At 64.4% G+C, this 26,263-nt stretch carries 16 protein-coding genes and 2 tRNA genes; 11 read left to right on the forward strand and 7 right to left on the reverse strand.

Annotated features, from left to right (window positions below):
- Position 1 precedes the first annotated feature (1 nt).
- From VXD91_RS14375 to VXD91_RS14390, 4 genes are read left to right on the forward strand one after another with little or no spacing between them, the layout of a single operon-like run.
- The gene (locus VXD91_RS14375) at positions 2 to 1,456 is read left to right on the forward strand and encodes a DUF3375 domain-containing protein (protein WP_061001015.1); all 1,455 of its coding nucleotides are present in this window, start codon (positions 2 to 4) and stop codon (positions 1,454 to 1,456) included.
- Positions 1,453 to 2,064 (forward strand): DUF4194 domain-containing protein, encoded by a 612-nt coding sequence (locus VXD91_RS14380; RefSeq protein WP_234785328.1) that lies wholly within the window; start codon positions 1,453 to 1,455, stop codon positions 2,062 to 2,064. The genes VXD91_RS14375 and VXD91_RS14380 overlap by 4 nt, the downstream gene beginning before the upstream one ends.
- Positions 2,057 to 5,335: an ATP-binding protein gene (locus tag VXD91_RS14385; protein ID WP_346415729.1), complete on the forward strand. Its 3,279-nt coding sequence runs from the start codon at positions 2,057 to 2,059 to the stop codon at positions 5,333 to 5,335. Before VXD91_RS14380 ends, VXD91_RS14385 begins: the two co-directional genes overlap by 8 nt.
- Positions 5,328 to 6,467, forward strand: a complete 1,140-nt coding sequence (locus VXD91_RS14390) for a DUF3322 domain-containing protein (protein ID WP_142239522.1) — start codon at positions 5,328 to 5,330, stop codon at positions 6,465 to 6,467. Before VXD91_RS14385 ends, VXD91_RS14390 begins: the two co-directional genes overlap by 8 nt.
- On the opposite strand, the gene VXD91_RS14395 is transcribed toward VXD91_RS14390, so the two are convergent.
- From VXD91_RS14395 to VXD91_RS14415, 5 genes are all read right to left on the reverse strand, one after another.
- Entirely contained in the window at positions 6,450 to 6,851 is a 402-nt protein-coding gene (locus tag VXD91_RS14395; RefSeq protein ID WP_061001011.1) for a PIN domain nuclease, read from the reverse strand. The two genes, VXD91_RS14390 and VXD91_RS14395, sit on opposite strands and share 18 nt — an antisense overlap.
- Entirely contained in the window at positions 6,848 to 7,051 is a 204-nt protein-coding gene (locus VXD91_RS14400; protein ID WP_064860469.1) for a type II toxin-antitoxin system VapB family antitoxin, read from the reverse strand. Before VXD91_RS14400 ends, VXD91_RS14395 begins: the two co-directional genes overlap by 4 nt.
- 598 nt (positions 7,052 to 7,649) lie before the next feature.
- A complete protein-coding gene (locus VXD91_RS14405) occupies positions 7,650 to 10,979 on the reverse strand; it encodes a Swt1 family HEPN domain-containing protein (RefSeq protein ID WP_346415731.1) in 3,330 nt (1,109 codons plus the stop codon).
- Position 10,980: 1 nt separating this feature from the next.
- Positions 10,981 to 13,785, reverse strand: a complete 2,805-nt coding sequence (locus VXD91_RS14410) for a DUF1156 domain-containing protein (RefSeq protein WP_346415732.1) — start codon at positions 13,783 to 13,785, stop codon at positions 10,981 to 10,983.
- Complete coding sequence (locus tag VXD91_RS14415) at positions 13,785 to 17,195, reverse strand: helicase-related protein (RefSeq protein ID WP_346415779.1); 3,411 nt, start codon at positions 17,193 to 17,195, stop codon at positions 13,785 to 13,787. The genes VXD91_RS14410 and VXD91_RS14415 overlap by 1 nt, the downstream gene beginning before the upstream one ends.
- A 193-nt stretch (positions 17,196 to 17,388) precedes the next feature.
- Between VXD91_RS14415 and VXD91_RS14420 the strand changes: the two genes are divergently transcribed.
- Together VXD91_RS14420 and VXD91_RS14425 are read left to right on the forward strand one after the other, a co-directional pair.
- A complete protein-coding gene (locus VXD91_RS14420) occupies positions 17,389 to 17,697 on the forward strand; it encodes a helix-turn-helix transcriptional regulator (RefSeq protein WP_082761789.1) in 309 nt (102 codons plus the stop codon).
- Between the two features lie 371 nt (positions 17,698 to 18,068).
- Entirely contained in the window at positions 18,069 to 19,667 is a 1,599-nt protein-coding gene (locus tag VXD91_RS14425) for a hypothetical protein (RefSeq protein ID WP_237162782.1), read from the forward strand.
- A 244-nt stretch (positions 19,668 to 19,911) separates the two neighbouring features.
- Here the strand turns inward: VXD91_RS14425 and VXD91_RS14430 are convergent, their stop codons facing one another.
- On the reverse strand, positions 19,912 to 21,126 hold the full coding sequence (locus VXD91_RS14430) for an MFS transporter (protein ID WP_061001006.1): 1,215 nt from the start codon (positions 21,124 to 21,126) through the stop codon (positions 19,912 to 19,914).
- Between the two features lie 129 nt (positions 21,127 to 21,255).
- On the opposite strand from VXD91_RS14430, the gene VXD91_RS14435 reads away from it, so the two are divergent.
- The 5 genes from VXD91_RS14435 to VXD91_RS14455 all read left to right on the forward strand — a co-directional run bounded on the left by VXD91_RS14435 (position 21,256) and on the right by VXD91_RS14455 (position 24,994).
- Positions 21,256 to 22,392 carry a prolyl oligopeptidase family serine peptidase gene (locus VXD91_RS14435; protein ID WP_110783728.1) on the forward strand — a complete coding sequence of 379 codons (1,137 nt, stop codon included), beginning with the start codon at positions 21,256 to 21,258 and terminating at the stop codon, positions 22,390 to 22,392.
- A 26-nt stretch (positions 22,393 to 22,418) separates the two neighbouring features.
- Positions 22,419 to 23,201: a fumarylacetoacetate hydrolase family protein gene (locus VXD91_RS14440; RefSeq protein WP_346415733.1), complete on the forward strand. Its 783-nt coding sequence runs from the start codon at positions 22,419 to 22,421 to the stop codon at positions 23,199 to 23,201.
- A gap of 1 nt (position 23,202) precedes the next feature.
- Positions 23,203 to 24,660 carry a glutamate--tRNA ligase gene (gltX, locus tag VXD91_RS14445; RefSeq protein ID WP_346415734.1) on the forward strand — a complete coding sequence of 486 codons (1,458 nt, stop codon included), beginning with the start codon at positions 23,203 to 23,205 and terminating at the stop codon, positions 24,658 to 24,660.
- Between the two features lie 129 nt (positions 24,661 to 24,789).
- Positions 24,790 to 24,861: transfer RNA gene (locus VXD91_RS14450), tRNA-Gln, on the forward strand.
- 60 nt (positions 24,862 to 24,921) lie between these two features.
- Positions 24,922 to 24,994 (forward strand) — tRNA-Glu (locus VXD91_RS14455).
- 53 nt (positions 24,995 to 25,047) lie between these two features.
- Here the strand turns inward: VXD91_RS14455 and VXD91_RS14460 are convergent.
- Complete coding sequence (locus VXD91_RS14460; RefSeq protein WP_346415735.1) at positions 25,048 to 26,262, reverse strand: DUF1501 domain-containing protein; 1,215 nt, start codon at positions 26,260 to 26,262, stop codon at positions 25,048 to 25,050.
- Position 26,263: the final 1 nt, after the last annotated feature.

Here is a 26,263-nt window from a genome sequence, read left to right on the forward strand (position 1 = left end):
CGTGGCGATAACGTCCGCGGTCCTGCGCTTCCGGCGTCTACAGCAGGAGGCGCCGGAATGGTCGCTGCTGAGGGCCCGAAACGCCGGGCTCATCATCGCCGTGGTCCAGGACTACTTTCCGCCGGAACGTCGTATACGCCCGGCGGCCGAGGTGGTAGCCGAACTCGATCATGATCTCGAACTCCTCCGCGAGACCGGAGCTGAATTCGAATCGACGGCAACAGGATACGTCGCCGCATGGGTGCACGACGGCTACTTGGTCCGGCGTCCCGGCCAGACGCGGGGGACCGAAACGTTGGTGCCATCGGCGGCAGCATTGAACGCTGCCGCAGTGGTGAACGGAATCGATGCGCCGCAGCGCGCCGCGTCGGCGTCACGGCTGGGGTCGATTGCCGCTAACCTCATTGCACTGCAACGTGATTCAGACCCGGTTTCGGCATCGCGGCTGGCACTGCTGCAGTCCGAACGCAAGGCCGTCGAGCAGCGCATTGAAGAAGTCGAACGCGGCGAGTTCGCTGTGCTCGACGCGGAGACGGCAAAGGAGCGGGTCGCCGAGACGCTCGGCCTGGCGCAGGAGATACCCGTGGATTTCGCCCGGGTGCGGTCGACCATCGAAGAATTGAGCCGGGACCTCCGGGCCAAAATCCTTGACGACACCGCTGAGGGCGGTGCGACGTTGAGCAACGTTTTTCGCGGGGTTGATCTGTTGGCGGACTCAGAAGCCGGACGTTCCGTGAACGGCTTCTACGACGTGATCCTCGATGCCGAACAGTCGACCCGTCTTCAGGAAGCGATCACCGCCATCCTGTCACGGGACTTCGCAGCCGAGTTGACCCCTCAGACGCGTACGGACCTGAGCACTCTCCTCACCCGGCTGGAGAACGAAGCAGCCACGGTACGCCAGACCATGATCCTGCTATCGCGATCGCTGCGACATTTCGTGCTCTCGCGCCAATACGAAGAACATCGGCGGCTCCGCCAACTGATTCAGCGCTGCCAGTCGCTGGCTGTGCGAGTGAGTGCACAGCACCGACCCGAGAAGTCAATGAACTTGGAACTCACCAGAATTGGCATGCAGGTTCGTTCGATCGCCGCCCTCAAGCTGCACAACCCGGGCGAAGGCCGGGTGCCTACGGAGTTCGATCGGCATGACACCGACGAGGTCGACTTCGCCGAACTCGCTGCGCAGGCACATGAATCCGACATCGATTTCGAGGAACTCCGCAGCAACATCGTCGCCAGCCTCAGCCGGTCGGCTGGACCGGTCACCGCAGGGCAGGTCCTGGCCGAGTTCCCTGCCACCCAGGGCCTCGCCAGCATCGTCGGCCTGATGGTTCTCGGCGCTGAGCACGGTGCCGTCTCCGCCGACACCAGCGAACGGGTCGCCATGGACCGACGCACCGTTGTGCTTCCGACCATCACCTTCAGCCCCGATGCATTCGAGGATCACCGGTGAATCCCGAAGAGACCTTTCCGTTCGAGGCAAAGCGTGCGCTGGTCCAACTGCTCCGCGGTCCGGTGGTGACGCATGATGCGCATCGACAGCAATGGTCGGCAATTCTCGCCCACCGCAGCGAAATCGAACGCCGACTGGCCGACGTGTTCCTCGACCTCGTCCTCGACGAGGACGACGGCATCGCGTTCACCCGGCCGCAGCCCGCACCCGATGACCCCAAATTCGCTCCACCGCAGGTACTTCGGACAGAGACGCTGACCTTCATGGACACGCTGGTGGTACTCGCGTTGCGCTACCAGTTGCTCGTGGCACCGCCTGGACAACGGGTGATCGTCGATTACGACGACATCGCCGCCGACATGGAGCCCTACCGCGGGCGCTACACCACCGATGCGGGCGGCTTCCGGAAGCGGATCAACGCGTCATGGGAAAAGATGAAGAAGTACTCGCTGATCGCCGCCGCTGACACCGCGGGCCGGTTCGAAGTATCGCCCGTGCTCCGTCAGTTGTTCGACGCGGACGAGGTTGCCCTGGTCGAGGCGGAGTACCAGCGGCTCTTGGACGCCGGTAGCGACCAGGACTCCGATACCGAGGCCGACGATGAGTGAGGACGTGTTCCGGCATGGTCAGCACCGCCTGGCACGTGTTCAGCTGTTCAATTGGGGCACCTATGACGGCTATCACGACCTGTCCGTGGCGCGCCGGGGCTTCCTGATCACCGGTCCCTCGGGCTCGGGTAAGTCCACGTTGTTGGACGCGATCTCCACGGTGTTGGTGCCCCCGACGAAGCTCAGTTTCAATGCGGCCGCGCAGGGCCGCGGCCGCACCGTGGCCTCCTATATCCGAGGTGCGTATGCGCGCGGATCCGACACGGACACCCGCGAATTGCGGTCGCGCTACCTGCGGGAAGGTGCGACCTGGAGCGCCGTCGGGTTGACGATGGCCACTGCCGATCCTGATGGGGATACCGTCACCACCTTGGTCGCGCTGTTCCACCTCAAACGCGGCAGCAATGATCTTGGCGAATCGGGCCGCGCGTTCCTGCTTTTCGACCACGACCTGGACATCACCGAACTCAGACACGTGGTGTCTGACGGCATCGACGTCCGCGGGTTGAAGAAACGCTGGCCCGATGTGCTCTACAACAAGAGCTACCCCCAGTTTGGTCAGCGGCTCCGCGCCCGGTTGGGGATCGCCGACGAGAACGCGCAATTGTTGCTGCACCGTGCGATGTCTGCCAAAGGGCTCGACAGCCTCGACCGGTTGTTCCGCGACTACATGCTCGACGAACCGGACACTTTTGCCGAAGCGCGTCGCGCCGTCGAGTTCTTCGCCGACCTCGACGAGGCGCATCGCAGGGTCGTGCAGACGCGCGAGCAGATCGCCGCACTGGCACCGCTGGAGGAGTGGACCGAAACCCGGGACCGGGAGGCGCAACGGACTCAGGAACTCGGGGAGGAGCAGACAGCGCTCGACGGCCTCGCCGCGCGCTTCGAGCTGCATCTGGCGCAGGGTTGGCACGCCGACGCAGAGGCCGCGCTCGCTGACGCCGTCACGCGTGACGACCACGCGAGCGCGGCCCGTCATCGTGCTGCCACCGCGCTGAAGGATGCCGAGCGTGCGCGCGACGGAAATCAGTCCCTGCGTGAGCTCACCGATGCCCTGGACAGTGCTGACGAAGCGGTCCGTCGGGTGGTCACGCAGCGCGCCCGATTAGATGTGGCTTTGCGGCCCTGGGACACGACCGTTCCCGATACCGCCGAAGGCTTCGCCACGATGTGCTCGCAGATCGCAAGGGAGGCAGCTGAACTAGAGGCTGGAGCCGGTGCACACGACGCCGCCCACAGCGCCCTGATCCTCGCTGCCGCCCGCGCCGACGAACAGGTTACCGACCTCAAACAGCAGATCTCTTCGCTCGCCGGGCAGAAGTCGAACCTGGACCATAGGCTGCTGGCGGCTCGTGAGCTGGTCATGCGCGCGACCGGGCTGCCGGCACGATCGTTGCCGTTCGCCGGCGAGTTGATCGACGTCATCGATGCGAATTGGGCAGGCGCCGCCGAGCGGGTGCTCGGCGGGCTGGGCCGCACAATGCTGGTCGCCGACGAGCACGCCGATGATGTCGCCGCTGCCGTCGATGCTGCCCATCTGGGCACGCGGCTCGTGTGGCGGCGCGTGGATGTGCATCGCACACACCGGATTTCGGCTGTCGATGCCGATTCGATCGTGAATGTGCTCCAGATCGCCGAGGGGCCATGGCAGCACTGGCTGCATTTCGAACTCGTGTCCCGATTCGACTACCGCCGTGTTGCCGACGCGCGGGAACTGGGCCGTCACCACCGCGCCGTGACCCGCGCCGGACAGACCCGCGACGGCGACCGGCATATCAAGGACGACCGGTCGGCGATCGACGACCGACGGCACTACGTGCTCGGCACCAACAATGACAGCAAGCTCCAGGCCATGCGCGACGCCCTGCGCCAGGCTGAATCCGATGCCGGTTCCGCACACCGTCGCGCGCGTGCTGCCCGCACCGAATCCGAACGGCGTCGGGACCGGGTCCAGTCAGCTCCAGGGATCGTCGCTGTCGAATGGGACGAGCTCGACCTGTTGGCCGCGGAAGCCCACCGTCTCGATGTGGGTGAACGTCTTGCGGCGCTGCGGGGTGACGCTGAGATCGACCGCCTGGAAGCTGCCGTGGTGGCTGCGCGAGGCGAGGCGACTCGAGCTGAAAAGGCATACGACGACGCGCACGAGGCGCTGTACTCAGCGCGTCAGCACGCACAGAATGTCGCATCGCGCATCGACGACCTGAAAGGAACAGCGGCGGCGAGCGACGAGCCGTCTCCCGAACTGACCGAGCGCTACCGCGCTCGATTCGACGATGGCAAACGTGCGGCCCTGCGGCTCAACGGCTTTCCCGCTGCAGAACGGGCGGTGGCGAACCAGATTCGGGGCGAATATTCGGCGGCCGAGAAGAAGCTGCTGCAGGCGCAGCACGCTATCGAGACTGTGCTGCAGCAGTACCTCAACCGCTGGCCGCACCCCGAACTTGCTGCCGAGCACGGATACGCCGACGATGCCGTGGCATTCCTGCGCCGGCTGCGTGCCGATGACCTGCCCAGCGTGGAAAATCGATTCTTCGATCTCAACGATCGGCAGTCGAATCAGAACCTCGGCACGCTCGCGCTGCGAATCCGGCGCGCGCCCGGCGAGATCCGTCGCCGGATCGATGAGGTCAATTCGTCACTGGCACATTCGGAATTCGACCGTGGACGGTTCCTGAAGATCGACGTCCGCGACTCCCTGCATCCGGACGTGACGGAGTTTCTCGCGGCTATCGCACGCGTGCAGGAGGGGTCGTTGCTTGCTGACGATCGACAGGCTCAGGAGCAACGATTCGAGCGGATGCGGGAACTGCTCGGGCGGCTCGGATCGTCCGATCCTGGTGATGTGGTGTGGCGCAATCGGTGTTTGGACACGCGGCGCCACGTCACGTTCGTCGGTATCGAGATGGATGCCGAGGGCACGGCGGTCAACCACCACGATTCTTCGGACGCGCTGTCCGGTGGGCAGGCGCAGAAGTTGGTGTTCTTCTGTCTGGCCGCGGCCCTTCGGTACCAGCTCGTCGGGTCGGATGCCGACGTGCCCAAGTACGGCACGGTGGTCCTCGACGAGGCATTCGACCGGTCGGATCCTGAATACACCCGCCGTGCGGCAGATGTGTTCGATCAGTTCGGTTTTCACCTTGTGCTCGCCACACCACTGAAGATGATCAAGACACTGCAGGACTACGTCGGCGGGGTAGCCACTGTGTCGATCCGAGATTCGAAGGCATCCCGGTTGGGGGTCGCATCCATCGGTGAGGCGGCTGATGGCTGAGCCACAAAAACTCGTGCTGCCCAAGGACGTCGTGGCGCGGGCACGACGGACGGTGGACCGCCATCTCAAATCGTGGTTGTTCGGTGCTTCCGTCGATGCGTTGACAATAAGACTGGGTAGCCCGAGCGAGGCGGCCGTCGCGGCCCAGCGTGCGGTCGTCGAGAACTGGGTCCATGCCTGGCAAGACTCGCGCCTCGATGTCCGCTGGGAGGAGCGGCGGTGGCCCAGCCTTGGTAGGCAACTGCTACCGGTCGTGGTGACCATCGAGGGTGCGGATGCGATTGTCGCGGCTGCAGGTGAGACCCGACGCTGGCAGTCTCTGCAACAGCGCCGCGCGCAGCTCCAGGCGCTCGATGATGGGCCGCAATGGTCGGCGGTCCTGGTCGAGACGTTCCGGTACTGGAATTCCTTGGCCGACAACGACTTCGACCGGCTCCTGGCTACGGTTCGCTGGTTACGTCAGAATCCGGACTCCGGCCTGCTGATCCGTCAGCTTCCGATTCCCGGTGTCGACACCAAATGGCTGGGTACACACCGCACTGCGGTGACGGCGCTAGCGGTGCCGCTCGGTGTGCCTGAGCATCTGGGACTGCGGGAGCGTGAACTACTGCGGGCGGTTGTCATTGCTGACCCCGCACTGCGGCGAGGTCTTCCACGTATCTTTGCCGCCCCGGATGGTGAGCTGGCGGGGCTTGATTTTGCGGCATCGCAGGTCCTGGTTGTCGAGAACTTGCAGACCCTCGAAGCGCTGCCTGACGTGCCCGGCACGATCGCGGTGTTCGGCTGGGGCGACCATGCCACCGCGGTGGCCGGATTCCCGTGGGTTCGGAATGCGCCGCGTGTCGTGTATTGGGGCGATCTGGACACGGACGGGTTCGACATACTGGCCCGTTTTCGCGCTCAATGTCCTTGCGAGAGCCTGCTGATGGATCAAGCCTCGCTGGAGCGCTGGCGTGACCTTGCCGTGCCTCACGCTGCGGGTGGGTCAGTCGATGTGGCTTGGTTGACCGAAACCGAGCGCGCAGCATTGGACGTGTTGCAGCGCAATGGCCTACGTCTGGAGCAGGAGCGCATTCCGATTGGCGCCGCGGTGGAGTTGTTGATGGCGGCTGGGTCAGTCCGGCCGCGGTGAGGTATCCAGCTGTAGCGATGTATGCCGCGCAATCGCGTCGAAGTCGCTGTCGAAGTGCAGGATTGGAATCTGTTCGCGTATGGCGTGCGCGGCGATGAGGCAGTCGATCAGCCTGCGTACGGTTTCACCGCGACGTCGACAGACGCGGTAAATAGCTGCGGCGTCTTCATGGTCTGTGGGGGACGTCGGTAGAGTCTGTGCGCGTGCCAACAGGCCACGAAGATCCTTGAGGTGTCGGTCGTTTCGGGCCCCGGCGAGGATTTCCATCTGGACGGGGGCGCAGATCGCGATCGGCTCGGCGAGTAGCTCGTCGACTCGCTCGCACACGCCGCTCCCGGTGTTCCTTAGAAACTCGATCCAGGCTGACGCGTCAACGAGGATCATTGGACGCGGTCGCTGCGCAATTCATCGAGATCGGCGTCCCATCCGGACCCGCGGAGTTCTCGGGCCGCTTTGAGGTCCAATGCTTCCTGCGCGAGATTGCGCAATGCAAAGTTCACCGCGTCTCGCTTGCTGGTCAAATGGAACCTTCGCATGACGACCTCGCACGCATGGTCGTCGATGTCGATGTTTGTGCGGGTCATACACCAAAGATACACCGAAGGTTGTGTACCTGCGCTCGAATCCTTCACTGTTCGCTGAACGATGGGGATGCAGGTTGGTGTCAACCGGTTTCGTGGGTGGCGTCAACGTGGCCGCGAGCGCGAACGGGTCGAGGCCATCAAGGGTTGGGAAGCGCTGTGTCAACAGGCGCCCGCGAACACGGCCACGGCCTGGCGCGAGCTTCGCACACGCCCAGATCATCTCGGCACCACCAACTCAAAGGTCGCCTGGCGACGGCAGCGCATGGCGGTGTCGAGATGGACCAATGGCAGTACGAAGTGACCGGCGCGGGGCGACTTTGGTACCTCACGCCCAGCGTTTATGTAGCACGTCTGACAGCCCGATGGCCATGGTGGCGGTACGTCGATTACGCCCGGCGGGACAACTCCCGCGGACACCCGCGAGTCGGCAGAATGCCGTACGAGCTGTGAAGGATTACCTCGACTACACGGCGTTTTCCCGAACAGGCCTGATCAGGTAATTGGTTTCGGCGGAGCACTACACCGTCGACGATGCGACGTACGCCGTCGACAGCCTCGCCGTTGACTGGAACGTGCAGGCCGCGAAGTCCGCGCGAAGCTAGCTCTCCTCAAACCCAGACTGATCGAACTTCAGCGTTTTGGCGTTCTCGGCGACCGTGCGAATCTTGTTCTCGTCGAACCCGTTTGAGTCGACAGCCTCGATTTCGATTCGCACCACTAGTTCAATTCCTTGGTCGCGCAGGTTTGCGATGACCTCATCCGCGATGTTCTTGAAATCGAGCGCGATCTTGTCCGAGCTGAGGGTCTTCACGCCGTAGAAGCGGGTCTTGGCCGGCGGGAACCCGACGTCGACGCCTGGTCCCTTGGCCGGCTGCGGTTTCGTTGGCGACGGACTGGGATCCCCAGATTCGGGGGCAGGCTCTTCTTCGGCACGCTGCTTGGTGGCAACATCGGGGCGCACGAGCAGGAGCGAGTCCGTGGCAACCGGTGCGGAATTGGCATCGCCAGGAATCCACAAGCCGACGTACCGGCCGTCTTGGTAGCCGGTGGCCAACGCGAAAGCATCGGTCTCCCAGATCAGGGGAAGCTCACGGACGCCTTCTTGCAACACTTTCCGATCGCGGAGGCGCGGCATATAAGGATACTGGCAGTACAGCTCCCACAGCGCGCCGAGCGTAACGTGCCCGTCTTTCCAGATCTGTGGGACCTTGTTGATGGCAAGCCGAACGGTCACGGCGGCCTGCTGTGTTGACAGATCCCCGTCGCTGCCGAGACGACGGGACACTCGTTCGGCCAGTGACTCCGACTGTCCTTCCACCTTGGTCTCGCGCAGGATGAAAGGCGCTCCCGGATCGGGCTGTGACGGAATGAGGGCCCACGTAAATGTTTGCAGCAGACGCGATTTGACCGTCTGGTCGGCCGTTGCCTGCCGCTGGGTGGCCTGATCCTTCTGGTTCGTGGTGAGATCCAGATCGGCCTCGTTGGCCAGGACGTGGCTCCAGCCGAGGTAGTCGCGCACCGCGTTGTCGAGCTCTTCGAGTCGTGCTTCGTCGGCGGCCAGAAACACGAGCATGTTGCGGTTGGAGCGGTTCGCAGTGCCACGCTGCTCCGTTGCCTTGTGCGCGAAAGCCTTTGCCGCAGAATCGGTACCCCGCTTGTGTGCGACCTTGGGATGCAGGATCACCAGCCGGGCTTCATCGGTATCAGGAGTATCGGCATTCGATTCCGGGCACACGTGCACACCGGCGAAGTCGCCGCGGGTACGTGCTTGGGCTTGCAGACGGAGCGCGATTTCAGCCCAGACGTCTTCCTTGTGCAGGCGCTCGGCTTGGTCCTTGGCGGTACGAGTGATGTTGGCCTGCAGGTCATACCAGTACTTGCCGGACCCCAAGTAGAAGTAGGTAGCCCGATCGCCGAGCTGAGTCAGCGCGGCATGGAAGTTGCCGGGGACATCGCCGGGCACCGCGGTTCCCAGGAAGACACGTTGGGTTTCGAGCCCCTTGTGCGCCGAGCCGATCGTCGGTACGGCGCCGAAGAACACGGTTCGAGCGAGACGTTTGGTCAGGGACCGCTGACCGAACAGCGGCTTCGCAACGTCGATGCGGGCCGGTTCGGAGTTCGGGCCGTCGACATCGGCGTCGATCACGGCCTTCCACGAATCTTGGAGGTAGCTGGTCAATTCCGAGTTCACCCGTCCGACCGCCAGCGGTATCGAGCCCGGCATGATCAGCGGTGACGAGTCGTCACCGGTCCACAGCGCGTGGATCACGGTGCTCATCAGGCGCAGAACTCCACGGGTGCGCTGGAACCGCTCCAGCGACGACCACTCCTCGTAGAGACGGTCGAAGAGTTCGGGGTGAATGGGATAGGTCCGTTTGATGCGGTCCTCGTAGGCCGGCTCCCGGGATTCTCGCGGGAAGTCGTCGTTGTACTTGCGGTAGAAGTCGACATAGGCGCGCGCGGTAGCGCCGATCGATGCCAGCGCAGCCGCGTCGGGTTGTTGGAACAGTCGTTGCCGCACGATTTGATACGCCTCAAGCGATGATGCAGGACGCCACTGGTCGGCGAGACGGCCAACGACGCGCTGCAGGCGATGTAGGGCCTCCAGTCCGTTGGAGCCGCCGACTTCCTCGGCGCTTCCGGCGATGGGCTCTGAACTGTCGATGGCGTTGGAAGCCGGTATCGAAATGACCAGCAACACGCCGGACGTTCCTTTGGCGGCTTCGGTGAGCGATTGCGCGAAGGTGAACTGGTCATCGAACGTGCCGCCGGCGAGGTCATCGCGTCCGACGAGGGAGCGGGCGTAGGCAACCCATTCGTCGATCAGTATGACCGCGGGGGAGTACTTCGCCAGCAGTTCGTGGAGAGCCGCGCCCGGAGGCGTTCGGTTGACATCGGCTTCGGCGACGAGTGCGTACGCCTCCGCGCCGCCCAACTGCCAGGCCAACTCGCCCCAGACTGTGTTGACGTGAGGTCCGTCGGTTTTGGGTTCCCCGGCCGGGCTGAAGTGATTGCCGACGATGGCGACGCGGTTGACCGTGCCGGTCTGGTAACCGTTGGCGGTGAGCAGGTCGGCGGTTTCCTGCGGGAAGTCACCTACCGGTAGCCCGGCGGCGACATGCCACAAGGCCAGCATTGAGTGCGTCTTGCCGCCGCCAAAGTTGGTCTGCAGGTTGATCACGGGCGGTGCGTTGTCATCGCCGGACAAACGCCTGACGGCTCGGCCGATGAGGTCGGTCAGGCCTTCGGTCAGGTAGGTCCGCCGGAAGAAGGTCACAGGATCGGCGTAGTCCGAATCCTGTTCTCCGCCAAAGGCAACCTTGTGTAGGTCGGCCGCGAATTCGGAGGACGCGAAGTTTCCCGTCGCAACATCATCGTGCGGTGGCAGTACTTCCCGCCACGGCTTGAGACCGGCGGCCTCGGGATTGTCGACGGCCGCCTTGAGTACCTTCTTGTCGTCCTTGTCGGCGGTAACTCGGCGCAGATTGCGTTTGATGGTTTGGACTTCGTCCGCCTCGGTGCTGCCGCCGATCAACCGCAGCAGACGCTCGGCAGTGTCCAGTGTGCGGTAGGCGTCGTCGTCGGTGAACGAACCGTTGTGCGCCCACGTGTTTCGCGCCTCCCGAAGTTCAATGGCGAAGGACTCGCCGGCCCTGCCGAGCGCTTCGTTGAACGGATACCATCCCTTCCTGAACCCGCCGGTGATGTTGCCTTCGGTCAGCATCCGCAATTGCACCTGCGGGTCGAGTGGCTCGTATGTCTTGGTCGACGGGGCGCCGTTCTTCGAGTCCTTGTTCTGGACGAGCTTCGGCCAAGCCGCGCCGAGGGCTGGGTCGCCCTGTCCGATCACCGAGGAGATGAAGTCGTCCAAGGCCGGTGCGATGACCTCGAACATGCGGTTGATGCGGTCGCGATTGCTCAGCGCCATGTCAGTCGTCCTCCTCGTCGTAATCCAAAGTGCCCTGTGCGCTCGTTGCCGGAGCATCGGCCCGTGCCACATCGAGAATTTCGGGCCAGCTGGTGACCAGGCTGTTGAAGCTCAGCGCGTCCTTGGTCCAGCCGTTGCTCTCGGCGATCCGGAAGAGCAGGTGGGCAAGCTCTTTCACCAGATCGGCATCGATCGCGGCGTCCGGCCGACTCAATGCGGTACCCAGGAATTCGCCGGCGGGGGTGATGCCTTCGCCCTCCAGCTTCTTGATCAGGTGGTGCAGGACTTCCCAGTTGCTGGTGTGCAGGTCGGCGAGCACGTCGTAGTCGGCAGCCAGGTCAGACGGCTTGATCAGCTTCACCTTGCCGGCTCGACTGATCAGGATGCCATCGCGATCCATGGTGTCGACGGAAGTGTTGCGGGCGTTGGCCAGATTGTTGGCGTCTCCGAAAGTACCTGTGTCGTAGCCATGTTGGCGATACCAGGCGATGGCGAATCGGCTTGTCGAATCGAAATCGCCCTCTTGCTCGTTGAGCACCTGATCGAGGATCTCGTTGATGCGAGCGAGTGCGGAGCGTACCGTCATCTTGGAGCCGTCAGGTTCGAGGACCGCCGAGTAGCGGCTGAATACGGCCATGCCCGGGCCGATGGCTGCTTGCGGTAGGTCGACCGGCGCGATCGCACCTTGTTGCAGTTCCCTCAGAGCTGAGGGCAATTCGGCCTTGAGGGCCTCGATGAACTCGCGTCGGTCGGTGCGTGGTGCGTCTTCGAGGCGAGGCCGTAGGGCCAGGACGATGGATGAGGCGAGCGCATTGGCGCCGACGCTGATCATCCGTCCACCCCGTTCACTACGCAGCGGCCAGGTCGCCGTCACTGCCCAGCCTGATCGAATCATTCCTTCCAACAGGGTTTCCCAGCCGGACGATGTTTCTCCGGCGTCAGTTGTCTCGGATTGCTTGAAGGCGTAGTACACGGTGATCGGATAGTCCGGCAGAGCGGATTCGCGCGCGCGGCGGAAGACTTCCCGGAATCCATCCTCGAAGAACTCGTGCGCACCTTCCTTGCCGCCATGGCGGTAAGGGTTGGCGACCAGTTCCTCGGCCTTCGGGACCAGCATTGTGCTTAAGAGGTCGGGATGGATCGAGCGCAACGCGCGTCGCAGCCACACGTAGAAGAAATCCGATAGGTCGGAATAGCCAATGTTGTCGTAATAGGGCGGGTCGGTCGAAATCAGTACACCGTCGAACGGGCGCTCACTTGCACTCGCTTGTGTCGCATCACCCGTTGAACCTGGGGCCAGGCGGTCGAGCGCTTCGCCCATAGATCTTGTTGCGATTCCAAGGTCGCCTGCAGCGCCAGCGAATGGCGAAACCTCGACAAAGTCCCACGCCATCGGAATTGCTTGGCGTGCGAATAGATTACGCGCTTGGTCCCGACTATTTGACCATGTCACAAGGGAGTTGCCAAGATCGGCAGTGCGGCTTACACCTAGCCCGAGGTACGTCGCTATCGCGTCGGCGTAAGCAGCAGCGCCGGTGCCGCCGGATTCGAGGCGGTCGCCCGAGGGCATGCCTGCGGCGAGGGCGTCGGCGAGTACGCGCTGGCGGGCTTCGGTGACGAGGTCGCTGAATGTGGTGAGTGCGGTGAGTTGCCGCGCTGTGAATAGATCGGCAAACGTCGTCATGCCATAGTTCGGAGTCTTAAAGTCGCGCGGATTGTTCGGCAGTTGACCTCCTGGTACTTCGTCCGGACGCGGAACCTGTGCCGCAGCTTCGTGCTCAGGCGTTGGTTCCAGGTAGACGCGGGTGCGGGTGCCCTCTGCGACGGTCGTCATCAGTTGCGAACTCATCCGTCCTGCACGGCCTTCAGCTCGAATGTATTTCAGCTCGACAGCTGATCCACAGCCGATACACGTTGCACCGGTTCGCCCGACAGTGCCGTCGGTCTCCGAGGCCGGCGCAGCCTTCAGATCATGACCGATGGTGAAGCGAACGGTCCCGTCGACCACCGACGGCACGGCATACGCCTCTTTGCCCTTCTTCTTGCCGAGCCACCAACTGCGGACCAACGGCATCGTGATGCCACACGCGGGGTTCGGGCAGGTGACAGTACGAGCCCAAATCCAAGCGATGACAGTCGCTTTCGACCCGTCCGGCAGCGTGGCCTTGGGGTACAGGTGACCGATTCGCTTTTCGGCCTCATCGCGCATCCACGCTCCATAGGCCCGCACATCGGCGGCCAGACCTTCGGCACCTTTCCACGAGCGGATCTCGGATTCAGCGAGGGCCGGGAACACGGGCGGCCGGTCGCGGAACTTCGGCGGGATCTCGATCAGTGCCTTGTTGATCAGTACCGCAACGGGATTGAGGCCCGATGCGTGTGCTTCCAGGCCGAGCCGCTGCGCTTCGAGGGGGATGGTGCCGCCGCCGGCGAAGGGGTCGAGGATGGGTGGGGGATTGCCATCGGTGGATTTGAGGATCTCCGCGTGCGCCTCGGCGAGCAGCTTTTCGTCGCGGATGTTCTCCCATACGACGAGGCGCTCGATGAGCTTGTGCAGCCGTTCGCGTTCCTTGCGCTGCAACTCCTCGGTGGGGAATTCGATGGGGTTCGAGGACGGATCGTCGACGAGTTGTGCGAACAGCACGGCGCGGGCAGCAGCGAGGGGACGCCGTGCCCACCACAAATGCAGTGTTGACGGGTGACCGTGCCGGATCGACTTCTCGCGGGCCGATTCCTTGTTGATGGCTTCCAGTGGCAGTGCAACTTCGATCAGTTTGCGCTTAGGGTTATTCGTTTCGGTCGTCATCAGAATGGCTCGGTTCCCTTGTCCCACATCTTTTTCCAGTCGCCGCGCACACCCGTGGCGTCGAAGTCTCCGAGATCCGTTGAGGCGAACGGGTTGTCGAGGTAACGCACCTCGTCGCACTCGGCGCCGCGCGGATCGACCCGCACCAGCGCAAGCCGGTACCGGGGCGCGGCATTTTTGCCGACCATCACCTCGTTATGGGTGACGAAGAAATCGGTGGCGCCGTCGATGCGGGCCTTCACCTCGATGCGGTAGGTGTCGCCGTCGGAATCCGAGGCCAAGATGTCAAAACCCTTGTTGTTGAAGGCTTGTTCGACAGGGTTACGGCCCAGCGCTCGCTCGACCGCAAGCACCAGATCGACGCCACGGCGCTCGACTTCCTTGGTCTCCTTGGCATGCATCGGTGCGGACGGCGGTAGTTCACCGTCGACCATGCCCACAGGAAGAACCAGGGCCGCGGTGACGATGCGTGGGGGTTTGGTCGACATCAATGCCTGTCGGTCCAGCAGCTCCAGCCGTTTGCGCAACCGTGCATCGAGCTCGACTGCCTTGCGGTTGAGGCTTTCCGCGGATTCCTTGGGCTTCGCTCCGGCCTGCTCCTTTTCCGACGCCACGAGGGCTTCGAGCACTAGCCGATTGCTTTCTCCCTCAAGTCGTTTGGTCACCAGGTTGCGGGTCTTGGCGAGTTCGGTGGCGCGGCGCGGCTGTACCTCGGCCAGGTATTCGGGCAGCCGAGTGGTGATGATCCAACTGGTGGCGCGGTCTTCGGCGTCGGCAAGCCAGGACAGTTGGCGGGCTGCGGTGACTGCCGGCGTCTCCGGCGCAGCGACACAGTCCAGGTAGGGAGCTGGTCCGGCTGGGCTGACGGCGCCCTGGCTGTCCACGTATGCATAGCCGAACCGCCTGGACACCGAAGCGCCGGTAGCGTCGGTCACCTCTTCGGTGACACCCACAAGGAGCTGCGGCTCGTCCAGCGTCGCCGACACCAACACGGTCCCGTTGGTGAGAGTTTCACTGAAGCGACGGATCGCTTCGTGCATCACCGCGTCGTGGAGGGGGTGGCCTGGGGCGAGCAGATCAGCGCGGGTGAGTTCTTCGGAATGTACGTGTCCCAGGTCGAAGGTCACGCGGTCGTATCTGGTGGGAACGGGCCCGAACTTGCCGTCGCGCAAAGGTGCTGGGACGTTGGTGATTTCGTATCGGCCGCGCTCACGTTTGGTGATGCGTCCGCCGAGTCGGGTGAAGGCCGCCTTGAAGGCCATCTCGATGTAGTGGGGCTGCAACCGGCGTGCTCGCGCGTCGTCCATGGCCGCGCGCAACTTCTCCAGCTCGGCCTCGGCGAGATGGTCGGACGCCAGGGCACGTTCTTCGAGCAGTTCCTTGAGCCCGTCGGAGACGTTGTGATCGATGACTTGCTGCATCTTGGCGCGTGTCTCGGGCAGCTCGCCGTAGCGAATGGCCTCCAACAGCAGGTCGCGCAGCGGGGTCTCGTTGAACGCTTCGCCTAGTACGTCGAAAACTTTGCCGCCGTAGGCTTCCCGCTGTTCTTCGATCTTTTCGAGCAGGCGGACGAAGACGTCACCCTCGCGGGTGTTGCTGGCCACGATGTTCCACAGCCGGCAGACTTCCTCCTGGCCGATGCGGTGGATACGGCCGAACCTTTGTTCGATGCGATTCGGGTTCCAGGGCAGATCGTAATTGACCATCAGGTGCGCGGCCTGCAGGTTGAGTCCCTCGCCGGCGGCATCGGTGGCCAGGAGGATTTGGCAGTCTCGGTTCTTGGTGAATTCTTCGGTGATCTGGCGGCGCTCCCGACGCCGGACCCCACCATGAATGGCCTGCACGGCAGCAGGTTTCCCGAGCAGCGAGCGGATCCGGCCGGCCAGGTAATCGAGGGTGTCGCGATGTTCGGTGAAGATGATGAGCTTGCGCGGCCATCCGTTGGTATCCGTCGTCAGTGCCTCGTCGTGAAGGATGTTGCTCAGCTCGGTCCACTTGCGATCGGTACCGGAATCGCGAACTTGTTTGGCGGCGCGGGTCAGCTCCGACAGTTCGAGCAACTCGGCGTCGAGTTCGTCCACCGTCTGCGCTGCAGTAGCGGCATCGAGCAGTTCCTCTTCGAGCGCTTCGATCTCTTCGGAGTTGTAGTCGTCGGTGTCAAGGGCATCGACATCGACGGTCGGTTCGTTCTCGACGTAGGTGCCGTTGACGATTTCCTGCTTCTTGCGCTCGAGCCGTTCGGTTCGGCGGACCAGGCTCTTGTAGATCGCCTCGGGGCTGGACGCGAGTCGTCGTTGCAGCACGGTGAGCGCGAATCCGACTGTGTTCTTGCGCTTTCCGCCCACCCGGTCGGCGCGGTTCATGCCTTCGCGGACGTAGGCGGTGACCTGCTCGTAGAGCGAATGTTCAAGGGCGGTCAGCTCATAGGGCACTGTCTCGGCACGGCGCTCTGGGAACAGCTTCTTGCCGTCGAAGGTGAGGAGGTCCTCCTTGACCATTCGGCGCATGATGTCGGCGGTGTCGGTGGCCTTGGTGTTCCTGCCCTCGAACCGGTCACGGTCCAGCAGAGTCAGGAAGAGATTGAAGTCCTCGTTCTTGCCTGAGTGCGGCGTCGCCGTCATCAAGAGGAGATGACGCGTGATCCGGCCGAGAAGCTCGCCGAGCTGAAAACGCTTGGTCTTCTCCAGCTTTCCGCCGAAGTAGTGGGCGCCCATGCGATGCGCCTCGTCGACGATCACCAGATCCCACTCGGTCTCCGTGAGCTGAGCCTGCAGTTCCTCGTTGCGGGACAGCTGGTCCATACGGGCGATGAGCAGCGGGTTGGTCTCGAAGACGTTGAGGTCGACGTGGGCATCGATGAGCTGGTTGGTCAATAGGTTGAACCGCAGCCCGAACTTGAAGAACAGTTCGTCCTGCCACTGTTCCACCAGGCCACCCGGGGCGACGATCAGGCATTGGCGGACGTCGTCACGCAGCAGGAGTTCCTTGATGTAGAGACCCGCCATGATGGTCTTGCCGGCACCGGGATCATCGGCGAGGAGGAATCGCAGCGGCGTCCGGGGGAGGAGTTGTCCGTAGACCGCGCGGATCTGATGCGGCAGTGGACGCACGTCGCTGGTGGCCACCGCCAGCATCGGGTCGAAAAGTCCTGCGAGGCTGATTCTTTGGGCCTCGGCTACCAGTTTGTAGTCAGATGCTGATGCGTCGAATGGTCGGCTGGCCGCCGCGGCTGCACGCAGCTGGTCCTGGTCTTTCCTGAAGACGACTTGCTGACCGAGCGCACCGTTGTTGGTCCGGTACGTCAGCTCGACTGCCTCGGTGCCGTGCTGTTGGGCGGCGAGCACGGTGACGATTTCAGCGGGGATCAGTCCTTCGATGCGGAGTCCCGATTTGAGCTCTTCTAGCTGCACACGACCTCCAGGCATGACTTCTTGGAGGTGTTCGCTGTCGTCTGCAAACCGGTGTCGCCCGAGAGCGCGTTGCGCGCAGGGGTATGCCAACCGTCAGACATGTCGACTGGCCACCCCGACGCTCCCTTCGTCCGTCGGGAGAGCCATGTATAGATGGTGCAGCCGACAAGTCGGCATATTACGCCATCTATAGATGGTCGACGCCGGAATGGCGTATCGGCAGATTGCAGGGGTGCCGCAGTCCGAGATCGAGCGAAAGCTCGCTGGTGCTCTCGGTCGACGGTTGGCGGGGCTCCGGGAGGAGCGTGGACTCACTCAAGAAGCCCTGGCTGAAGCCAGCGGTATCAGCCGGAATCACTACCAGCTGCTGGAAAGCGGCATCAGCAACCGAAAGACCAAGCGCCCGGCCAATCCGCGGTTATCAACGTTGGTGGCGCTCAGCGATGCATTGGGTATGTCGGCAGCGGAGTTGGTGGCCGAAGTCTTGAGTGAGCGCGACTGAACTGGGTTCATTCCATTGGGTGGGCGCCGATCGACGCCAAGTAGCGTCTCCGATGTTCCGGCGCCCGAAGATGAGCTTGTATGGGTGCCCGGTGGCCTTGACCGGCTTGGCGCCACCGTGACACCTTCCGGACCCGTGGTTTCGAGCCCGATCCGATACCAATCCGTAAGCGAGGAGCGATTCGCTCACCCTCCGTCCGTTGGCAACAACCTACGCTGGCCGGTATGTCCAAGTCCGCACGTGGCAAGCAACCCAAGCGTCACCTTCGGTCGGTGCCGACTCCGCCTTCGATCAGACCTGAGGACCAGCCGCTGTTCCAGGCGTTGCGGTCTGCTCTGCGCTCTGACCAGCCGCTGGCACTGCTCGAACTCGTGAGTGGGCTGATCACTGCCACCGACCCACGATCTCGCAATCCTTGGGCTCGCGATGACGATGGCCCGAGTCTCGACGCGCTGGTCGACTCGCTGATCGGTACCTCTTTCGCGCAGACCACGGCCGCGCTGACTGTCATCCGCGAGATGGTGCCCGACCAGGAGATCGCGGCGCGTATTGATCGCGAATTGACTACACGCCGCCAACCGTTGCCGAATTGGCTTGGCGCGCTGGCGGATACCCGCGCCGACCCGGAAGTGTGGTTCCTGACGCACGTTCTCGGTGACGGTGACGACTATTTCTTCGGCGCGACGCTCCCCGGCGGCCGGCAGTTGACGGCGCTGGTTTATGTGGACCACAACATGGGCACGGTGGTCAAAGACGCGTTCGTCATTCCGGAAGCGATCTCAGTCGTGCTGCGGCAGCTGCAACCGTCGATTGAAGACGGGCAGACACTCTCGCGGTTCCATCCGGCCGACGCGCGGGCGATAGTCGAGAAGGCTATCGACCACGGTTCGCGACTGTTCCCGCCACCGGAATCCGATTCCTGGCCCATGTGCCGGCCACTGGTCGAATGGCTGGTCCGGATGCAGCCTGCCGGAGGCGCGGTTCCGGAACGTCATGAATGGACTGACAAGGAGAGAACGGCAATCGCCGACGATTTCTTCGCCTCGCGGTTCGGTGACGCCATGGATACCGCCGATGCGCACGGTCTGCTGGACTCGATCTTGTGGTTCGCGACCGAGTGGGGACCCGGTGACCCCTACCGGTGGAGCCCCGTCAACGTAGAGATCCTTCTCGTGGATTGGGCTCCGCGAAAGATAGTGGCGGATACGGGTTATCTCGCACAATTACCCAGTCTGTTGCGTGCCTTCATCGCCTACTGCCACCACCGCCAAGGCATCAGCGCCACCCTCACGGCCGACACCTTGGCGTCCGTCGGCAGATGGGAAGGCGAATTTCAGCGGATGATCCGGACGGATCGTCCGCAGGGTGCGGCGGCGCTGGCCGCCCGGTTGCTGGGGGAGGGCTTCGGCGGCTTCGCCGATGACGACCCAAGCTTCGCAGAGATCATGCTCGAGCGCTTGGACGCGATGGTCGGCGGCCATTTCCAGTTGCAGAATCTGACCGACGAGCCATTGGACGATGAGCCGTTTGACTGGGCGGGCATAGCCGACGACATCCGGCCCGCCGTCGAGACGGTGCTGGCCCTGTGCGACCGCTGCGCAGACGAGCTCTTCGATGTCGAGCACCGGACGGCGATGCGTCGCTTCCTGGGCCGTGCTGCGGTGGCCGATCCAGCGATCTTCCGTCGTAAGGCATCGTTGGAACGCGGAGCGGCCACCGTGGCCTGGGTGATCTGCCGAGCCAACCACTCCATCGGCCGATTCGGCACGCCCCCGGTCACTGAACTGCTGGGGTGGTTCGGGGTCAAGGGCAGTGTTTCGCAGCGTGCCGAGCCGTTGTTACGTGCGAACGGGGTTGCCCCACATTCGGCTTACGGTGACATGAGACTCGGCGCGGCGGACTTGCTGACCGCCGCGCGACGTCGATCGATCATTCAAGTGCGAGATCGCTACCAGGGGAGTGCGGGGTGAACGTGGCGGTCTTCGTCTCTACACCGAGCGTGGGGGTTGCCGAGCTTCGCTTCGGCGTGTCGGCTCGTCAGGTCCCACGGTCGGCTTGAGATGGGCCGATAGCACCGGCGATACCGCATCCCAGATGGGTATGCAGCAAGCAGACCGGGACTGGAGTGACGGCTGTGACTATTGCCGACCGGGCCGCTTTTGACTGCGCGTCAGCGCAGACAAAGTGCGAGTGGTGACCTGCGTAGACGCACACTCAATGCTCGGCGGGGGCGGGAACGGGCTTGGCGCGCAACGGGTCTGCGGCCACCGGGACCAACGGCACGGCCAGCACCGGGAACAGTGCGCACACCGCGAACGCGGCCGGGAACCCGAAGGCCCCGATCAGGGCGCCGAACACCGGCGGCACGATGCCTGCCGTCAGCAATTGCGTCGTGTTCTGCACACCCAGCGCCCGGCCACTCCAGAACGGCCCGGCGATTTCGGCAATCGCGGTGAAGGACAACCCGTTATCGGTCACGGTAACCACTGACGCCACCACCATCAGGAAAACCGCCACCGGCCAGTGCAGGTAGTCGCACAGCGCCAGCAGGCCCATGGTGGCACCCGCCAGCACGGCTATCACCCGCACCGGATGCAGCCGTGAACCCGTCAGATCCGACCACCGACCGGCGCCGATTCGCCCTGCGGCACCGCACAATTGGGCCACTGTCACCATCGTGCCCGCCGCGCCGGCAGACCAGCCGTGCGCTGTCATCAGCCACACCAGCGAGAAGGTCCAGACCAGGCACTGCGGCGCGACCAGCAGCACCGACACGGCATGGATGCGCGCCAGTACCGACGACCCGCGGTAGGGATTGGCCAGATCGGTTGCGGGGGCCGACGCTCGGGGCGGCCGGGGCGGATCGATGACGCCGACGGCGGTCACCACGGCGGCGACCAGACAGGCGATCGCGGGGAACAGCAGCGCGGCCGACACCCCCGACGACTCGGCCAGTCGCGGAATCACCAAGGCGCCCAGCCCAACTCCCAACGGTTGTGCCGTCTGGCGAATGCCCATGACGAGCCCGCGCTGCTCCGGCGGGAACCAGCCGACCACCAGCCGACCGCTCGCGGAATTGGAACTCGCGGCCGCCATGCCGCCCAACAACAGGAAGGCTCCGACCGCCACCAACGAGTCGGCCCACGCCGCCGCGAACGCCGCCGCCGAGGTCAGCAGCGACCCGACGGTCAGCACGAACCGTTCGCCGACCCGGTCGACCACCCAGCCCCACGCGATCAGCGTCAGGACCATGCCGAAGCTCGGCATGGCGGAGACCAGACCGGCACGCGACAGGTCGAGGCCGCGCTCGCCGTGCAGCGTCGGGATCAGAAAGGCGGCGCCGTTGATGAAGACGTTGGCGCACATCGTCGAGCCGAGCGCCATCACCAGCATCGACCAGCGGCGGACGGCTGAGACGTTGGTGACCATGGCTTCATGGTGCCACCAGGCTTCTCAAAATATGAATCCATTTCTCAATATATGAGAACAACTAGGGTCGGCAACATGGCTCAGCGCGCGTACTTCTCACGTTTGACGGCGGCCTTCGTGGCCGGCCTGATGCTGGTGGCGGCACCGATACCCACGGCATCGGCAGCTGCGCCGAACTGGTCGGGCCTGGACGCCCGGGCATTCGCGGACCGGGTGCCGCCGCCGGGCGGGCTCATCCGGACCGTCCCGCTGAACCCCGAGCTGTCGGTCGCCGGTGCGGCCCGCGCCTACCGAATCCTGTATTCGACCACCGACCAACACAATTCACCCGCGGTCAGTACCGGCGTGGTGTTCGTGCCGCCCGGCGAGGCCCCGCCGGGCGGCTGGCCCGTCATCGCCTGGGCGCACGGCACCGTCGGCCTGGGCGACGACTGCACGCCCTCGGCGCAGCCACGCAGCGCACGCGACAACGAATATCTGAGCCACTGGCTGAATGAGAGTTACGTCGTCGTCGGATCCGACTACACGGGTCTGGGCACCCCGGGTCTGATGAGCTACCTCAACAGCGTCGCCACCGCGCACGCCATCATCGATTCGGTGATCGCCGCGCATCACATGAACCTGCCGCTGTCGCCGAAGTGGGCTCTGGTCGGTCAGTCCCAGGGCGGCGCGGCGGCCGTCGCGAGCGCACGGTGGGCCACCGAATTCAGCAAGGGGAGCGGCCTCGACTACCGCGGCGTCGTGGCGACCGGCACCCCGGCGAACATCGACGACGTCATCATCACGGCAGGCCCCGACATGGTGCTGCCGCCCGGGTTGGGTCCCATCGCGTCGGCCTACACGGCCTACATCCTCGCCGGCTTCCGGGAGCTCCGCCCGGACGTCAACAGCGTGCTCACGCCGGCCGGCCTGACCGCTGCGAACCAGGCCGAGACCCTGTGCACCGCACCACTGAGCGCGGCGGTGGCCGGCCTCACGCCGCCACAGTTCTTCTCCGCCCCACTGGCATCGCTACCGGGCATGCGCGGCGCGCTGGCCGACTTCATGGGCACGCCCATCGCGGGCTACGACCGGCCGATCTTCCTCGGCGTCGGCCTCAAGGACCGTGACGTACCGCCGTCGTCGACCCTGAAGTTCGCCGATCAGCTCAAGGCCAACGGCCAGGACGTGGCGCTCTACGTCTACCCCGAAGACGACCACTCCAGCACCGTGCTGACCTCGATGGCCGACTCCACCCCGTTCCTTCAAGCCCAGTTCGCGGGCTGACCAGCGGGCCTCACTAGGCTGGGCGGATGCGCCTAGGTCGAATTGCCAGTCCAGACGGCGTCGCTTTTGTGGTGATCGAGGGCGACCCGAACTCCGATGCGGTCTGTAAAGAAATCGCTGAGCAGTACCTGTCCCGCAACCCCACCTTCACCGGGCGCTCCTGGCCGCTGGCCGACGTCCGGCTGCTGGCGCCGATCCTGGCCAGCAAGGTGGTCTGCATGGGCAAGAACTACGCGGCACACGCCCGCGAGATGGGCAGCGAGCCGCCCGAGGATCCGGTGATCTTCCTCAAGCCCAACACCGCGATCATCGGGCCGAACATCCCGATCCAGCTGCCCGCTGATGCCAACCCCGTGCACCACGAGGGCGAGCTGGCGGTGGTCATCGAACGTCCGGGCAAGGACATCCCGGCCGCCAAGGCCAAGGACTACATCCTCGGGTACACGATCGCCAACGATGTCTCGGCGCGCGATCAGCAGAAGAAGGACGGCCAGTGGATGCGGGCCAAGGGGCACGACACGTTCTGCCCCGTCGGCCCGTGGATCGAGACCGCGGTGGACCCCGCAGACCTCGACATCCGGACCGAGGTGAACGGCGAGAAGCGCCAGGACAGCAACACCGCGCTGCTGCTGCACGACGTCGGCGCCATCATCGAATGGGTCTCGGCCGTCATGACGCTGCTGCCCGGCGACATCATCCTCACCGGAACGCCGGAAGGCGTCGGCCCCATCGAGGATGGCGATACCGTCAGCGTCACCGTCGACGGTATCGGCACCCTCTCCAATCCTGTTGTGCGTAAAGGGAAATAACGTGACCACACCTGTCAGGGTTCGCTTCTGCCCGTCGCCGACCGGCACGCCGCACGTCGGCCTGGTTCGCACCGCACTCTTCAACTGGGCGTATGCGCGCCACACCGGCGGCGACTTCGTCTTCCGCATCGAGGACACCGATGCCGCGCGCGACAGCGAGGAGAGCTACAACGCGATCCTCGACGCCCTGCGCTGGCTGGGGTTGAACTGGGACGAGGGCCCCGAGGTCGGCGGCCCGTACGAGCCGTACCGGCAGTCGCAGCGCAGCGACCTCTACCGTGACGTGATCGCGAAACTGCTTGCCGCCGGCGAGGTTTACGAGGCCTACTCGACACCCGAAGAAGTCGAGGCCCGGCATCTGGCCGCGGGCCGTAACCCCAAGCTGGGCTACGACAACTACGACCGCGATCTCACCGGCGAGCAGAAGGCCGCGTTCGAGGCCGAAGGCCGAAAGCCCGTGCTGCGCCTCAAGATGCCCGACGAGGACATCACCTGGGTTGACCTGGTGCGCGGCGAGACGACCTTCGCCGCCGGCGTGGTGCCGGACTTCGCGATCACCCGCGCCAGCGGAGATCCGTTGTACACCTTGGTCAATCCGGTCGACGACGCGCTGATGAAGATCACCCACGTGCTGCGCGGCGAGGATCTGCTGCCGTCGACGCCGCGGCAGATCGCGCTGTACCAGGCCCTGATCCGGATCGGTGTCGCCGACGCGGTGCCGCAATTCGCGCACCTGCCAAGCGTTCTCGGCGACGGCAACAAGAAGCTGTCCAAGCGCGACCCGCAGTCCAACCTGTTCCTGCACCGCGATCGCGGGTTCATCCCAGAGGGCCTGCTGAACTACCTGGCGTTGTTGGGCTGGGGCATCGCCGACGACAACGACCTCTTCAGCCTCGACGAGATGGTGGCCGCCTTCGACGTGGCCGACGTCAACTCGAACCCGGCGCGGTTCGACCAGAAGAAGGCCGACGCCATCAACGCCGAGCACATCCGCCGGCTGGCCCCGGCGGACTTCGCCGCACGGCTCAAGACGTACCTGGACGACCACGGTCACGACACCACGTTGGACGCCTTGGGTTTCGCCGCGGCGGCCGAGTTGATCCAGACCCGCATCGTCGTCCTCGGCGACGCGTGGGACCTCGTGAAGTTCTTCAACGACGACGCCTACGTGATCGACGAGAAGTCGGCGGCCAAGGAACTCAAGCCCGAGGCTGCCGAGGTCCTGGACGCCACGCTGAGCGCCTTGGCGGGCGTCGGTGAGTGGAACACCGCCAACATCGAGGCCGCGCTCAAGACGTCGCTGCTCGACGGCCTGGAACTCAAGCCGCGCAAGGCGTTCGGTCCCATCCGCGTGGCGGTGACCGGCGCGACCGTCAGCCCGCCGCTGTTCGAATCGATGGAACTGCTCGGACGTGACCGCAGTCTGGCGCGGTTGCAAGCGGCCCGAAACGGGCTGTGAGCGGGCGATTTAAAGACAGGGCCAACTGTTTGGTAGTCTGCTCGTCGGCCCGGAAAGCGCAAAGCGGCGAACATCCGCTGAGGTTTTCCGGACCGAAGATGCCTGTGACCAGCGGTGATGGGCATCAAATGGGGTATGGTGTAATTGGCAACACAGCTGATTCTGGTTCAGCCATTCTAGGTTCGAGTCCTGGTACCCCAGCTGCCGGAGCGATTAGGTCAGCCAGCACAACTGAGCTAAGCTATCGCCTCGGAAGTTCTAGCCCCCGTCGTCTAGCGGCCTAGGACGCCGCCCTCTCACGGCGGTAGCGTGGGTTCGAATCCCATCGGGGGTACGCACGAACGCCGGACCTGACAACAGGTCCGGCGTTTTGTCTTTCACCGGGCGTTACCGGCCGCCGGCCAGGAAACCGAGGTCCCGCCGTCCGCGGCCGACCGACGGCTCCGGATCCGCGCCGAGCGTGCCGTGGAGCAGTTCGTGATAAACGTCACGGAAGTCGACGGTGGTCTTCAGGTCGCCATCGGTGAGGTCGGTCAGGCTCGGCTCGTCGCCGTAGAACCCGCCCTTGACGGGGGTGCCGGCGATGAACACCGGACCGGACGTGCCGTGGTCGGTGCCTTGCGACGCGTTGGCCGCGACCCGCCGCCCGAATTCGGAGTACATCAGCACCACCACGTTGCGGCCGTACGGCGTGCCCTGGAGCTTGTGGAAGAACGGCGTCAGGGCGTCGTCGAGGGTCTTGAGCAACGCCTGCTGAGGGGCGCGCTCGTCGGCGTGCGTGTCGAAGCCCAGCAGCTGCGTCATGTACACCTGCGTTGGTACCCCGGCGCGGATGCAGCGGGCCACCAACTCGAGGTCGCTGGCCAACTGGTTGTCGGCCTGGCCGATGGTCTGCAGCCGGCCGTTGATCACGGGCGCGAAGCGGCTGTTGGTGGAGTGGTTGGCGCGGTACGACTCGCACACCTGGCTCATGGCAGTGGTGTCGTTCGGATCGTCGGCGCTGAGCGCGGCCAGGGTACGCGCGACATCGGGCGGGATGGCCGGCACGAAGTCGGAAAGCGATGCCGCGACGTGCTTTTGGCCGACCGCCAGGGGCGGCAGCACCGTGCCGATGTTGACGGCCCGGATCGGATCGTCGCCGGTGCTGTCCAGCCAGCGGCCGATCCAGCCGCTGGTGACGGCGTCGACGGGATTGGCGGTCTGCCAGATGTCCATGGAGCGGAAGTGGCTGCGGTCGGGCTTCGGGTAGCCGACACCGCGCACGATCGCGAGCTTGTTGGACTGCCACAGCTTCGACATGCCGGTGAGCGCGGGATTGAGCCCGAAAGCCGGATCGAGGTGCAGTACTTCCTCTGGTTTGTAGGCAAGTTCGGGACGCGCGTCGTGATAGGCGTTGTCCGCGTAGGGGATAACGGTGTTGAGGCCGTCATTGCCGCCGTAGAGCGTGACGATCACCAGGATGCCCTGGTTGGTCTGCAGCGGGCGGTCCTGACCTTCGCGCAGCAGGTCGGGCAGCGTCACCGCGGCGACGCCGCCGAGCAGACCGGCGGCGCCGGCCCCGGCGCTGGCGATCAAGAACTTGCGGCGATTGAACTCGGGCATG

Source organism: Mycobacterium sp. SM3041, assembly GCF_039668335.1.
In the GTDB taxonomy this organism is placed as follows: Bacteria; Actinomycetota; Actinomycetes; order Mycobacteriales; family Mycobacteriaceae; genus Mycobacterium.